Below are 13,805 nucleotides of genomic sequence, written 5' to 3'. Positions count from 1 at the left end.
CCGTCGCGGGACCGGCGATGTCCGGTGCTGCCGCGGGACCGGCGATGTCCGGTGCTGCCGCGGGACCGGCGATGTCCGGTGCTGCCGCGGGACCGGCGATGTCCGGTGCTGCCGCGGGACCGGCGATGTCCCCCGTGGCCAGCGGCTCGGCGCACGGCGTGCGGTTGACGTTGCGCCCCTGCGAGGGCTCGACCACGGTCACGACCGTCCGCGGACGGCTCCACCTGGACGGCCTGCGCCTGGAGATCTCATGAGGCGGCGGAGCCCGAGGCGAGCGAGGAGGGCGTACGGCCGATGAGAGTCGCTGAAGGGGTCAGCCCGCTGGAGCTGGCCGACTACCAGCGCGCGGTGCGGCTGCTGCTGCGCCACCCGCTGATCACCACCGCCTACCCTGACCGGGCCGCGCTGCCACTGGTCCGGCGGTGGGCTGCACAGCTGCGCACCGACCTGTTCGAGGTGTTCGGTTACCGGTTGCTGACCACCGGCGACACCGCCCGGCTGCTGCGCGTCCACGACACGCTGGACTCCACCAGACCCGCGCTCACCCGGACCGACCGGCCCTTCGACCGCAGGCGCTACGCCTATCTCATGCTCACCCTGGCCGCGCTGGGCCGTGCAGGGACCCAGATCGCGCTGAGCGAACTGGCCGACGCGGTGGCCGCCGACGCCGGCCGGATCGACGGGCTGGGCATGGACACCGAGCGCAAGCCCGACCGCGACGCCTTCGTGGACGCGGTGGCCTGGCTGGAGCGGCGCGGCGCGCTCACCCTCGCCGACGGCTCGGCGGCCGACTGGGTGAACAACCCCGACCGGGCCGAAGCGCTCTACGACATCGACCGGGAGGTCGTCGGCGCGGTCTACCGCCCCAGCCGGGTGCTGCAGCACCTGCGTTCGGTCACCGCGCTGCTCGACACCGACCGCGGCCTGGCCCAGGGGCAGGCCACGGTGCGCAGGGCCGCGGCCCGCAGGGCGCGCCGGCTCGTGCTGGAGCAGCCCGTCGTCTACTACGCCGACGTCGACGAGTCGCTGCTCGGCCAGCTCCGCGCGCCCGCCCTCGCCGAGGACCTGGAGCGGCTGACCGGTCTCGGCGTGGAGCGCCGCGCCGAGGGCGTCGCGATCATCGACACCTCCGGCCGGCTGTCCGACGTCCGCTTCCCCGGCGGGGGGACGATCGCGCAGGCCGCGCTGCTGCTGGCCGCGCGCATCGCCGCCTACTGCGGCCCCGCCAACCGGCGCGGCAGGCCCGCTTCGCTGCCCGCGCCGACCGCCGCCGAGCTCCTGGCCGAGACGGCCGCCAGGATCGACGCGGCGCTGCCGTACCGGAACCTCCTGGACGACCTGGCGGACGACAGCCCCGCCCCGGGCGGGGCGCAGGGTGGCTCCGCGGCGCCCGGCACGGCGCGGGACGGGTCCGACGGGTCCGACGGGTCTGCGGCGGCCCGTCCGTTCCTCCCCGACACCTGGCTGCGCACGGCCATGAAGGCCCTGGTGGGCGAGTACGGTACGGCGTTCGGGGCGACCTGGCGCGCCGATCCGGACCGGCTGCTGGCCGAGGCCGTACGGCTGCTCGCCGCGCTCCGGCTGGTCGCCAGGGTGGAGGGCGGCGTGCTCGCGCTGCCCGCGCTGGCCCGCTACCGCGGCGTCACGGCCGAGGTGAAGTCCCGCTCCCAGACCGCGCTCTTCGAAGGACCAGCATGAGCACCAGAAGCGAACGAGCCCCCCGCCCGGCCGGCGGGGAAGCTCCGCAGGGCCGCTACGTGCCCACCCGGGCGGGCATCGTCAACCTGTGGGACTACCGGGACGAGGAGTTCACGTTCGCGAACGGGTGGCTGGTCCTGCGCGGGCCCAACGGCTCGGGCAAGACCAAGGCCCTGGAGGTGCTGTTCCCGTTCGTGCTGGACGGGCGGATCGACCCCAAGCGGCTCAACCCGTTCGCCTCCGAGGACCGGACGATGAAGTCCAACCTGCTCTTCCGGGGGAACGACACCGGGCTCGGCTACGTCTGGCTGGAGTTCCGGCGCCGCGACACCGGGCAGGCCGTCACCGTGGGCATCGGGCTGCACGCCCAGCGGCACCGCGACACCCCGGTGCGCTGGCACTTCGTCGCCGAGGGCCGGGTGGGGGAGGACTTCTCCCTGCTCACCGCCGACGACCGGCCGATGACCCGCAAGCAGCTCGCCGAGGAGCTCGGCGAGCACACCCTGCTCGCCTCCTCGTCGGACTACCGGGTGGCGATCGACCAGCGGCTGTTCGGCCTGGGCCGGGAGCGCTACGAGCAGCTCATCACCCTGATCCTCACCCTGCGCCGGCCGCAGCTGGCCAAGAACCTCGATCCGGCGAAGCTCTCCGACACCCTCACCGAGGGACTGCGTCCGATCGACGACGACCTGGTGGCCGAGGCCGCACGGTCCTTCGAGGACATGGAGTCGGTGCAGCGCACCCTGGAGGGCCTGGTCGCCGCCGACGAGGCGACGGCCGCTTTCCTGTCCAGCTATACCACCTACCTGCGGGTCCACGCCCGCTGGGCGGCCGACGCGCTGACCCGCCGCCGTGACGACGTGGAGGCCCGCCGCCGCGACCGGGACGAGGTGGCCGTCCGGCTCGCCGCCGCCGAACAGGACCGGGCCGAGGCCGAGCAGCGGCTGACCACGGCCGAGGACGTGCTGACCGGGCTGCGGGCCAGGCTGGAGCAGCTCAGGTCGAGCGCGGCCTACGAGGCGCTCCAGCAACTGGCCGACCTGGAACGACTCGTACGGACCTGCGCCGACGCCGAGACCGCGGCCCGCGGCGAGCTGGAGCGCCGCGCCGCCGCTCACGCCAGGGCCGCCGCCGAACTGGAGTCGGCCCGCCGGAGCCTGACCGAGCTGGAGGCCGCGGTCTCCCGGGCCGCGGCCGAGGTCGCCGACGCGGCGGCGGCCGGGGGGATCTCCTGGAGCGCGGCCGACGCGGCCGAGGACGGCTTCGCCGACCGGGTCGGCGGCCGGATCGCGGCCAGGGACGACGACGTCCACGCGGTGCGGGCCGCGGCGGCGGCCCTGGGCCGGGCCGAACAGGCCCGCGACCTGGCCCGCGCGGCACTGGACCGGGCGGCGGAGGCCGTGGCGGCGACCGAGCGGGAGGCCGCTTCGGCGCAGGAGGAGATGGACCGGGCCAGAGCATCGGCACGCCTGGAGCTGGCGGCCTGGGCGGAGCGGCACCGGGAGGTCCTGCCCGAGCCGCGGCCGCTGGCCGACGCCCTGGACCAGGTGGGCGAGCCGGACGCCCCCGCGCTGGAGACGGTCTTCGCCGAGTTGGTGGCGCCTGCCGTACAGGAGGCGCGGGAGGAGCGGGCGCGGCTGCGCGGGCAGCGGGAGCAGGCGGGGCGCGAGCGGGCCGCCGCCGAGGAGGAGAGGCGCCTGATCGCCGCCGAGCGCGACGACGCGCCGCCCGCGCATCCGGCCCGTACGGCGTCGCGCGAGGGCAGGGCGGGGGCGCCGCTGTGGCGGCTGGTCCGGTTCCGGGACGGGGTGTCCGCGCAGGCCGCGGCCGCGGTCGAGGCGGCGCTGGAGGCCGCCGGCATCCTGGACGCCTGGGTCACGCCCGCGCCCGAGCCGGTCCGCGCCGGAGACTCGGACGCCTACCTGGTCGAACGCGAGGGGAGTCCCGGGCCGAGCCTCGCCGACCTGCTGGTCCCCGAGGAGGACGCTCCCGTGCCCGCCGAGCGGATCCTGGGCATCCTGCGGTCCGTCGCCGTGGCGGGCGGCGGCCCCGACGGTCCTGTCAGTCTTGGCGACCTCGGCGGGGGAGGCGGCCTGTTCTCCGCCGAGCCCGCGGGGAAGGGCCGGACGGGGCAGCCCTTGATCACCGAGGACGGCCGGTTCTTCCAGGGCGTCCTGCTCGGCGCGCACCACAAGGAGCACGCCGAGTACGTCGGCGCCACCGCCCGCGCCCGGCGCCGCGCCGCCAGGCTGGCCGAGTGCGACGCCCGCCTGGCGGCGATCGCCGAGACGCTGGCCGCCCTCGACCGCCGGACGGACGCTGCCGAGGCCGTGCTCGACGCGGTCGGCGCCGCCCGTGCCGCGCTGCCCCGGACCGGTGGAATCACGGCGGCCCTGCGGGCCCGCGAGCAGGCCGCCGGACGGCTGCGCGCCACCCGGGACGGCGCGGACGCCGCCCAGCGCGGTTACGACGAGGCCGTCGCCGCGTCCGGCGCGGCCGAACGGGCGCTGCGCCGTACCGGGGCGGAACGCGCGCTCGCCTCCGACGCGGTCGACGGGGTGGCGGCGGCCGTCCGGCGTTTCGAACGCGCGGCGGCGGCGCTGACCGGGCGGCGCAGGGAGGAGGCGCGGCAGCGGGAGACGGCCGGGACCGCGACCGGACGCCTGAAGGAGGCGGCCGGCGACGAGGCGGCCGCCGCGGAGGCCGAGCGGGCCGCGCGGCGTCGCCGTACCGAGGAGGCCGCGAAACTGGAGGCACTGAAAGCGACGGTCGGCGCGGAGGCCGGACAGGTGCTGGCCGAGGTCGAGCGGGCCGAGGCGGCGATCACCGCGTCCGAACGGGAGACGAACGCCGCTCGCGACGCCGAGCGGGAGTCCCTGTCGGCCGCCGCCGCAGCGCGCGCCCGCCTCGACGCGGCCGGGGAGGCCCTCGGCGTCGCGCTGCGGGAGGAGCGCCAGACCGCCCGCGACCTGGCGCCCTTCGCCCGGCGGGAACTGCTCGACGTGCTGAGGTGCCCGCCGGGCCTGGCCTGGCCGGCGCAGGACGCCGACTGGCTGGGGGAGGGACTGCCCCCGGCGGTGCGCGCGGTCCACGAGGCGATCCTCACCGTCACCCGCGACCTCACCCCCACCGAGATCTCCCTCAAGCAGTCCACCACCCGCCTGACCAAGGCCCTGGAGGACCTGCAGGCCCAGCTCACCGCCGCCGACCAGGACTACCGTCCCGAGTGGGACGGCGCGGACGGCGTGATCGTGGTCCGGATCGCCGACGAGGAGGGGCCGCTGCCGGCCGGCGCCTTCGCCGAGAAGATCGCCGCCGGCAGGCGGGACCAGCAGCAGCTGCTCTCGGAGTCCGAGCAGCGGATCCTGGAGGACGCGCTGCTGACCCGGCTCGCCCAGCAGATCCACGACCGCACCGTGGACGCCCGCGACCTGATCCGCCGGATGAACACCGAGATGCGCTCCCGCCGCATGTCCTCGGGCACCACGGTCGGCGTGAGCTGGCTGCTCGCCGACAACCTGGAGGAGGGGCAGCGGGCGGTCTGCGCCCTGCTCGACGGCGACGCGGCCCGCCTCGGCCCCGACGACCTGGGCCGGATGCGTGGCCACTTCGCCGCCCAGATCAAGAACGCCCGGGCCCGGCACCGGGACCGGCCCTACCGGGAGCTGCTGACCGAGGTCCTCGACTACCGCCGCTGGCGGCACTTCGCCTTCCAGCTGGTGCGGCCCGGCACCGGAGAGGAGCGGCTGACCCGGGCGCGGCACAGCCGCCTGTCCGGTGGAGAGCAATCGGTCTCGCTGCACCTGCCGCTGTTCGCCGCCGCCCACGCGATGCTCAACTCGGCCCGCCCGGACGCGCCCCGGCTGCTCGCGCTCGACGAGGCCTTCGCCGGGGTGGACGACACCGGCCGGGGCGAGCTGATGTCGCTGGCCGCCCAGTTCGACCTGGACCTGTTCATGACCGGCTACGATCTGTGGGCCACACACGCCGCGGTCCCCGCCGCGGCTCACTACGACCTGGCGCACTCCCCCGTCGACCACACCGTCAGCGCTCTGCTGCTGGTCTGGGACGGTGCGACGCTGCTCGCCGACGACGCCGGCGAACTGGCCGCCGCGCTGGGCTCGCCCGGCGCCCGGCGGGTCGCCCCCGCCGAGCCGTCGCCGGTGTCCGGCCCGGATGACGCCGCGACGGATCCGCAGTGGATCGCCGGGGATCCGGTCCCGGTCGACGGATGAGCCGAGTCAAGGGCCCTGGCCCGGAAGCCGGGGTTCTCCGCGCCGGAGGTGATCGATGACTCCCGAGGACGGGCCGGAGGGCGAGGGGTGGACCCGGCTGCTGGAGGCCGCCCGGCGCAGGCTGGAGCGCGGCGGCGGCACCGTGGCCGGGTCCGTCGGCCTGAACGACCCGTCGGAGGCCGAGCGCCGCGTGGTCATCGGCATCACGGGTCGCTACCGTCCCGAGTCGGTGAAGCGGCTCACCGTGTCCCTGCCCGAACTCGACGCCGCGCTCTCGGCCCGGTACGGCGCGGGCCTGCGGGAGGTCCTGACCAGGCTGGGCGGTCCGATCCGGGACCGCGCCGCCGAGCGCGCGGCTCTCGACCGGGAGCGGGACCGCCTGCTGGCCGCCGCCGGGGGCGGCCGCCACGCCGCCGAGCCGTGGTTCTCGGCATGGCTGGACGGCATGGCCTCGGACGGCACCCTCACCCGGCTCCTGCGGCGCGGCGACGGCCGCCTGGTCGGCCTGGCGACCGGTGTCCTCGACCTCCTGCCCGTCGCGCCTCCCGACGGCTTCCCCGGCTCCCGCGCTTCCGCTGCCTGTGCCGGTCCCGTCATCTCCGCCGGAGCGGCCGGTTCCGCCGCCTCCGTAGCAGCCTCCGCACTCTCCTCCGGAGCCGTCGGTCAGACGCTCGCGCTGCCCGTACTGGCCGAACGGGCCACCGGGGACACCAAGTCCCTGGCCCCCGGATCGCCGCTGGCCTCACTCGTGCTGCGGGCGCTGGCACTGCGCTGCGGGCTGCCCGCCGTACCGGGGGATCGGGCGGGGCAGCGGCGGCTGTGGGAGTCCGCCGGGGTGATCGTGGACGACCTGGCCAGCCAGGTCCTCGTGCTGAACGTCCGGACCAGCCCGGCGGGCGTCGTCTCCGGCTGGCTTGACGAGGCGGCCCGACACGGCATCCCCTTCCGGCTCACACTGCACCAGCAGACCGTCTCCCCGGTGCTCCCCGCCGCCGGTGAGATCCACGTCTGCGAGAACCCGGCGGTCCTCCGTACCGCCGCGGCCGAGCTGGGCGCCCGCGCGGTCCCGCTGGTCTGCACCGAAGGCGTCCCGTCAGCGGCCTGCCACCGGCTGCTCGACGCCGCCGCGGCCGCGGGCGCCCGCCTGCGGTGGCGCGCCGACTTCGACTGGGCCGGACTGCGCATCGTCGACCGCGCGATCTCCCGGTACGGCGCGGCGCCCTGGCGGATGTCCGCGGCCGACTACGCGGCAGGCCTGGCGGAGGGCGAGTCCACTCCGCTGGCGGGGCCGTCCGCGGGCAGCTCATGGGATCCGGAACTGGCCGAGTTGATGGCCTCCCGTGACAGAGCGGTCATGGAGGAGCGTCTCCTTCCGTCTCTCCTCGCCGACCTGGTGTCTCCCGGGTGACTCTGCGGCTGCCGGAAAACCTGTACCGCTTCAAAAGCCATCGCAGGGCGCTTGACCTGCGGATCGACCTGATGCGGCGGCTCAGGCAAGATCGGTTCTTGTGCCTCTCCGTCTCCTCTACCTGATCCTGATCCGGCTGTTCGGTTGGCTGGCGCTGCTGGGCCGAAGCCAGGCGGCCAAGGATGTCGAGATCATGGTGCTGCGACATGAGGTGGCGGTGCTGCGGCGTCAGGTCGCCCGGCCGAAGCCGGACTGGGCCGATCGAGCGGTCCTGGCCGCGCTGGCGCGGCTCTTGCCCTCTGCCCTGCGCGTGCATCGGCTGGTGACGCCGGGCACGCTGCTGGCCTGGCACCGCCGCCTGGTCCGACGCCGGTGGACGTATCCGAGCCGGTCCGGCCGGCAGGACAGGTACAAGCTCCGCGCCGGAGTCGAGGGCACCGTCCGTCAGGCCATCGCGGTCTGCGGGCTACGCCGCGCCCGCTACCGCGGGCTGAAGAAGGTCCACCTCGAACACGTCTTCTCCGCCGTCGCGCTCAACCTGATCCGCTTGGATGCCTGGTGGAACGGCCATCCTCTGGATCGGACCCGCACCAGCCATCTGGCCCGCCTCGAACTGGCCGACCTCGCCCCGGCCGCATGAACCCGAGTTAACCAGCAGGGTCGGCGCAGTCCTCAGAGAGTACCGGCACACTACTTGACCTGGCCGGATGAATTTTCGGCACCCGCAGGATCAGCCGAGCCAGTGGACGCGGACGATATAGACCAGCCGCAGATGCTCCACCACGAAGTAAGTGATCATGCCTGCGCTGCCGAAGGTGTGGGTGAGCATGTTGGCCTTCGGGTTGTTCGCGGCGAGTGGCTCCCCGCTCCCGGGCTGGAGTTCCAGAGCGGCGCGCAGCTCCAGGAAAGCGGTGATCGCCGTAGTGGGCAGCGCTTCGGCCTGCTGTTGGGCGATCGGATCGAGTTCGACGCTATACACCTATCCGCCCGTGCTCAGGCGGGCACGGAGGCGCTCGGCAAAGGCATCGTCCCAGGGGAGGCCGCCGGTGGGTTCGCCGCGATCGGCCCGCTGCTGAACGCGCTCGGCGGTCTGCACGAGCTGTGCGTAGTCGTCGGCATCGGCCTTGAGGATGGCGGTACGCCGCCATGCCTCCACGCACGCATGCAGCGGCGCCAGGTCCAGCTCATCCCCGGCGCGGCGCAGCGCTTCGCGGTAGTCGGTATCGAAGCCCTCACGGTCGGCCGCGGGCAGGCAGGCCCGGATGTTGCGCGGGCTGCGGTCGGCCTGGAGGGAGGCGCGGATCTGCCGCACTGCTCGGGCGGACCCCGGTTCGTGGTGCTGAGCGGTCATCGCGAGCGCCTCCGGTTGTTCATGCTGCCTGTGCCTAGCCTACCGAGCAGGACCCTGTACCGCTTCAAAAGTCATCGCAGGGTGCTGACCTGCTGATCGACCTGATGCGGTGGTACGGGCAAGATCGGTTCTCATGCCTCTCCGTCTGTGCCTGCCGATAATGTCATCCGGCCAGGTCATGGCCCTGCCGGGGGTCTGTGGGTGCCGGAAATTCATCCGCGCAGGCCAGAGTGCTGGGTGGTGATCACGTGCCTCGAGTCTTGGAGCCGCGAGGTCTGCGCCGCCGCGGCATGATGATCTGTCGTGCTGCTGCGTCTGGTCTACCTCATCGTGACGACCGTCTTCGCGTTCCTACGGCTGCTGCCGGGAAGCGATCGTGACAAGGAGATCGAGATCTTGGTGCTGCGGCACCAGCTGACGGTCCTGCAGCGCCAGGTGTCCAAGCCTGCTTTCACGTCCGGTGACCGCTTCGTGCTCGCCGGGCTGCTCGGTCACCTGTCGATGGGTAAATTGCGACACCTTGCGCTGCTGGTGCGCCCGGAGACCATCCTGCGCTGGCACCGCGACCTGCTGCGGCGTCGCCACGCCGCGGCCTGCACGCCTCGGCGTCGAGGGCGCCCGCGCACCATCTCTTCCATCCGCCTGCTGGTGCTGCGCCTGGCCCGAGAGAATCCCTCCTGGGGATACCGGCGCATCCACGGCGAGCTGGTCGCCCTCGGCGTCACGGTCGCCGCCTCCACCGTGTGGGAGATTATGAAGGTTCACGGCATCGACCCGTCGCCCGAGCGACAGCACACCGCCTGGGCCGATTGCTTACGCAGCCAGGCGGACGCCCTGCTGGCGTGCGACTTCTTCGAAGTCCGCACCCTGACCGGGGCCCGGCTGTACGTCTTCGCCGTCATCGAGCACGCCACCCGGCGCATCCGAATCCTCGGCGCCACCGCACACCCCACCGGCCAGTGGGTCATCCAGCTCGGCCGGAACCTCGTCATGGACCTGCAGGACGCGGGCAGTACGGCCAGGTTCCTCATCCGCGACCGCGACGCCCAGTTCACCGCGGCCTTCGACGCTGTGCTGGCCGGCGCCGGACTTCGCGTCGTCACGACCGGCATCCGGATCCCCCGGATGAACGCGATCATGGAGCGGTGGATTCAGATCTGCCGGCGCGAACTGCTGGACCGCACCTTGATCTGGAACCAGCGCCACCTGCTTCATGTCCTGCGCGAGTTCGAGGTGTTCTACAACGGTCACCGGCCGCACCGGGCCCTCCACCAGGCCGCTCCGCTCCGACCGCTGCCCCGCTCGGGCGCCGACCGAGCCTGGATCGTCCGGCTCGATGTCCGCCGACATGATCGACTCGGTGGTGTTCTCAGGGAGTACCGGCATGCGGCTTGACCTGGACGGATGAATTTTCGGCACCCGCAGATTGTTCTCACGAATGCGGTCACGTTCTTCCTGGCTGCCGCGCTCCTGAGCCGACTGCCGTTGATCGCCTCGGCGGCCAGTGCGCGTCGGAGCGGCTCGTGGCAGGGCCTCGCCTCACTTCGTGACGGTCGTTATCTGATACTGACCGCGCTTAACGCGGTTCTCGTCCTGCACGTGACGCTGCTCGCTGTCGGTATCCCGCTGTGGATCGTCACCCGCACCCCGGCGCCGCCGCAGTTGACCGGCGTGATTGTGCTGGTCAACACGATTGTGGTGGTGCTCTGTCAGGTACGAGCCTCACGCGGATGCGAGGACCTTGCCGTTGCCGCTCACCGGATGCGGTGGGCGGCCGTCGCGCTCGCTTCCTGCTGCCTTCTCTTGGGGTTGTCGACCGGGATGGGAGCGGTCGTCGCCACCGTCCTCGTCGTGACCGCGGTCGTCATGCTCACGGCGGGCGAGATGTGGCAGTCGGCGGGGTCCTGGGGAGTCTCGTACGAATTGGCGCCTGGCGAGCGGCGAGCTGAGTACCTCTCTGTTTTCAGCCTCGGTTCGACTGCCGAGTCGATTGTCGGCCCCGTACTGCTCACCACCGTGGTCGTGCCTGTAGTGCTCCAAAAGTCATCGCAGGATGCTTGACCTGCGGGTCGACCTGGTGCGGTGTACGGGCAAGATCGGTTCTTGTGTCTCTCCGTCTCATGTATCTGGTCGTGATCCGGGTGTTCGGCTGGCTGGTGCTGCTGGGCCGAAGTGAGGCGGCCAAGGATGCTGAGATCATGGTGCTGCGACATGAGGTGGCGGTGCTGCGCCGTCAGATCGCTCAGCCGAAGCCGGACTGGGCCGACCGGGCGGTCCTGGCCGCGCTGGCCCGGCTCCTGTCACCCGGGTTGCGGGCTCATCGGCTGGTGACACCGGGCACCCTGCTGGCCTGGCATCACCGCCTGGTCCAACGCACCTGGACGTATCCGAGCCGATCCGGCCGTCCCCGGATAAGCAGGGAGATCCGGGAGTTGGTGGTGCGGTTGGCGAAGGAGAATCCGACGTGGGGATATCGTCGGGTGCACGGTGAGCTGGTGCGGCTCGGCTATCGGGTCAGTGAAGCGACCGTACGCCGGATCCTCCGGCACCGACGGTCCGGCCCGGGGGTCCGAAACGTCGACACCTCGTGGAGGGCCTTCCTACGCGCCCAGGCGCAAGGACTGCTGGCCGTCGACTTCTTCCACGTCGACACGATCTCCTTGAAGCGCCTGTACGTGCTGTTCGTCATGGAAGTCGCCACCCGGCGCGTGCACCTCCTCGGCGTGACCGCCAACCCGACCGGCACCTGGACTGCCCAGCAGGCCCGCAACCTGCTCATGGACCTCGGCGGCCGGATCGGCTCCTTTCGCTTCCTCATCCGCGACCGGGACACCAAGTTCACCGGTGCCTTCGACGCGATCTTCGCCGGCGCGGGCGTGACGGTGGTCAAGACACCGCCGCGCACGCCGCGGGCGAACTGCTACGCCGAGCGGTGGGTGCGCACCGTACGGGCCGAGTGCACCGACCGCATGCTGATCTACAACGAACGGCACCTGCGCTCGGTGCTTGGTGAGTACGTCGATCACTACAACGAGCATAGGCCGCACCAGTCCCGCGCGCAGCGACCACCCGATCACGACGGGCGGGCCGCCGTACCGCTGGAAGGCCGGATCGAACGCCGGAAGGTGCTCGGCGGGCTGATCAACGAGTACCACCGAGCCGCATAGCCGTTCCGGAGAACGCCCAGCTCAAGCCCTATGCGATGGATTTTGAAGCGGTACAGGACATGCGCTCCACCTGGGCCAGAAACGACGCACCGCCGCGCAAGGTACCGCGCATCGGAGTGACCCTGCGCCGCTGGATAGTGAAGCTCACCTTCTCTTAGTTGAGCCGTTATAGACGGCTGTCGCGCGACTACGAATATCTGATCACGACGTCGGAGAACGTCATCTACGCCGCGATGTGCATACTGCTCATGCACCGCCTCAGAGCACCTCGATTATGAATTTTCAGACACTCTATAATCTTATTTTTGCTCACCGTTGAGCTGGGCCGATAATCTGCGAGTCGACGGTTTATCCAGCTTGTGGGAATACTTGTCACCAGTTCTCCTCCCAGTTCCCCTCAGGGATGCGGTAAAGGGTTCGGGTCGAGGTGAACCATTCCTGGTCGAGGAAGCGTCCCGTGATTCGACCTACCATACATAGCATGAGGTGGAGGTGCCGGCGGAGGTCTCGATCCTCGCCTAGTGCGAGCCCGTTGGCATAAACCCTGTAGTCGGAGAGGTGCATGTGTCCGCCCTCCTCCTCCGGCGGAGTGGCGTTTCCGATTCGCTCACCGTCGTAGTAGAAGTATAGCAAGTCAAGGTCATACTGGTCGTCGTCGTAACAGATCTCGAAGACGCGCCGCTTTGCCAGATTGCGGATGGCGGGGTGGTACGAATAGAGGCCGAAGGCGATGACATGCGTCCAGCCGGGTGCATGCGGGCCGATCCAGACGGTGTCCGCCTGCGGTCCCTGGTACATTTCGATCAGCGTTTCCAGGTCGCACTCCAGTCTTGTTTCTGGGTCCACCCGAAGCAGCCGGGAAACTTCTTCCGGATCGTCACTCTCGACCCAGAGCCCATGAAAATAATAGTAAAGATTGTGCTCGACCAGCAGGTCCCACTGATTTTCTGCGGGGAGTGCCTGTTCTGGGTTTTTCATCTCTTCTCCTTGTATTGCGACCTTGTTCACGAAAACATGGAGTGCAGGGGTGCCGGGCGACTGCCCGGCACCCCTGCTATCTACGACTGAGACTGGCTGCACCTCAGTCGCCCGTACCCTAGTCCACGATCTTCACCCAGAAAGGGTCGCCGACCTTGGTGGGGGTTTTGTCTGGATCATACGTGATGAGCCGATACTCACCATAGAATGCCTGGAGAGCTTTTCCATGCTCCCGATTATGACTTGTGAAGACCGCCCGGACGGAGTAGTTAATCTTGTCTATGGCCGCTCCCTGCTCAGTGGAGGCGAAAGGATATTCATCACACTGAAGAGCTCCGTTGTCTACGAGCTGCTTGTTGCCGTATTTCAGATAGAGGTCTTTGTTGTAATACTTGCAGTAATTCCCGGTGCTTCCCAGCAATGGGAAATCGTCGTCCCCGGGTACATAGATAGTGTGCCTGGAGAAGACGGCTCGGTTGACATCCTCGTTATCGTCGGCGCCTCTCCATAGCGGGTAACCTTCGGGTGTGTTCGGTGGCGCAGCATAGTTCCCTGAAATGATCTTCTTTTGCTCAGTCCCCGTCGGCCCCTTTATCGGTGGGTACTTGACATCCTCTCGCCCCTTGGTTGTGTCTCCTGGGCGAAATGGCGGGAAGGTGTCAGCGTTCCTGTTTTGGTTCAACGCATCTTCGATGTGTTCGATAACAAACCGGAAGTTATGATTGCCGCTCTTGGACATTACGAAGACGCGGTCGGCTCTGATGTTGATGCAGCCGCCCTTATGCTGTTCTCCGAATTTTCCGTTCAGCTTCCAATCGCAGCGGAAGCTGGGGGCAATCAGGTCATTCGTTGGAATGCCCTTCCCCCATCGTGCCACGGCCCCGGCGTTGGTGAGATTCGTGATGGTTTGACCGGTTGCTGATGGCGAGTTGCGAACGAGCGCGACCCTGCTGACCATTCAGGTGTCT

12 protein-coding genes are annotated in these 13,805 nt (G+C 70.5%); 7 read left to right on the top strand and 5 right to left on the bottom strand.

Annotated elements, in window-relative coordinates:
- Positions 1-196: hypothetical protein (locus FHS22_RS37580; protein WP_221474560.1), on the bottom strand; the 196-nt coding region annotated here is incomplete at its 3' end.
- Positions 197-294: 98 nt separating this feature from the next.
- Between FHS22_RS37580 and FHS22_RS36175 the strand changes: the two genes are divergently transcribed.
- The 4 genes from FHS22_RS36175 (at position 295) to FHS22_RS37575 (ending at position 7,981) form a co-directional block, all read left to right on the top strand.
- Positions 295-1,698: a TIGR02678 family protein gene (locus tag FHS22_RS36175; RefSeq protein WP_184948713.1), complete on the top strand. Its 1,404-nt coding sequence runs from the start codon at positions 295-297 to the stop codon at positions 1,696-1,698.
- Positions 1,695-5,933, top strand: a complete 4,239-nt coding sequence (locus FHS22_RS36170) for a TIGR02680 family protein (RefSeq protein WP_184948712.1) — start codon at positions 1,695-1,697, stop codon at positions 5,931-5,933. The genes FHS22_RS36175 and FHS22_RS36170 overlap by 4 nt, the downstream gene beginning before the upstream one ends.
- 55 nt (positions 5,934-5,988) lie before the next feature.
- The gene (locus FHS22_RS36165) at positions 5,989-7,341 is read left to right on the top strand and encodes a TIGR02679 domain-containing protein (protein ID WP_184948711.1); all 1,353 of its coding nucleotides are present in this window, start codon (positions 5,989-5,991) and stop codon (positions 7,339-7,341) included.
- A 100-nt stretch (positions 7,342-7,441) separates the two neighbouring features.
- Positions 7,442-7,981, top strand: coding sequence for a transposase (locus FHS22_RS37575; protein WP_221474559.1), 540 nt, complete (start codon positions 7,442-7,444; stop codon positions 7,979-7,981).
- Positions 7,982-8,071: 90 nt separating this feature from the next.
- Here FHS22_RS37575 and FHS22_RS36150 read toward each other — a convergent pair whose 3' ends face one another.
- Positions 8,072-8,320 (bottom strand): hypothetical protein, encoded by a 249-nt coding sequence (locus tag FHS22_RS36150; protein ID WP_184948710.1) that lies wholly within the window; start codon positions 8,318-8,320, stop codon positions 8,072-8,074.
- Positions 8,321-8,692: a DUF6247 family protein gene (locus FHS22_RS36145; RefSeq protein ID WP_184948709.1), complete on the bottom strand. Its 372-nt coding sequence runs from the start codon at positions 8,690-8,692 to the stop codon at positions 8,321-8,323.
- A 303-nt stretch (positions 8,693-8,995) separates the two neighbouring features.
- Here FHS22_RS36145 and FHS22_RS36140 point away from each other — a divergent pair, with 303 nt between their 5' ends.
- Genes FHS22_RS36140 through FHS22_RS36130 form a run of 3 tightly spaced genes read left to right on the top strand, consistent with a single transcriptional unit; the run spans position 8,996 to position 11,859 of the window.
- On the top strand, positions 8,996-10,087 hold the full coding sequence (locus tag FHS22_RS36140) for an integrase core domain-containing protein (RefSeq protein WP_184948708.1): 1,092 nt from the start codon (positions 8,996-8,998) through the stop codon (positions 10,085-10,087).
- 9 nt (positions 10,088-10,096) lie between these two features.
- On the top strand, positions 10,097-10,753 hold the full coding sequence (locus FHS22_RS36135) for an MFS transporter (RefSeq protein ID WP_184948707.1): 657 nt from the start codon (positions 10,097-10,099) through the stop codon (positions 10,751-10,753).
- A 59-nt stretch (positions 10,754-10,812) separates the two neighbouring features.
- Positions 10,813-11,859 carry an integrase core domain-containing protein gene (locus FHS22_RS36130; protein ID WP_221474558.1) on the top strand — a complete coding sequence of 349 codons (1,047 nt, stop codon included), beginning with the start codon at positions 10,813-10,815 and terminating at the stop codon, positions 11,857-11,859.
- 372 nt (positions 11,860-12,231) lie between these two features.
- Here the strand turns inward: FHS22_RS36130 and FHS22_RS36125 are convergent, their stop codons facing one another.
- Positions 12,232-12,837 carry a hypothetical protein gene (locus tag FHS22_RS36125; protein ID WP_184948705.1) on the bottom strand — a complete coding sequence of 202 codons (606 nt, stop codon included), beginning with the start codon at positions 12,835-12,837 and terminating at the stop codon, positions 12,232-12,234.
- A 118-nt stretch (positions 12,838-12,955) separates the two neighbouring features.
- The gene (locus tag FHS22_RS36120) at positions 12,956-13,714 is read right to left on the bottom strand and encodes a NucA/NucB deoxyribonuclease domain-containing protein (protein WP_184948704.1); all 759 of its coding nucleotides are present in this window, start codon (positions 13,712-13,714) and stop codon (positions 12,956-12,958) included.
- Between the last annotated feature and the right edge of the window lie 91 nt (positions 13,715-13,805).

It is taken from the genome of Thiemannella venezuelensis, assembly GCF_014203605.1.
Classification (GTDB): Bacteria; Actinomycetota; Actinomycetes; order Streptosporangiales; family Streptosporangiaceae; genus Planomonospora_A; species Planomonospora_A venezuelensis.
The sequence above is the reverse complement of the archived record's forward strand: the minus strand, read 5'-3'. Positions and strand labels throughout refer to the sequence as shown.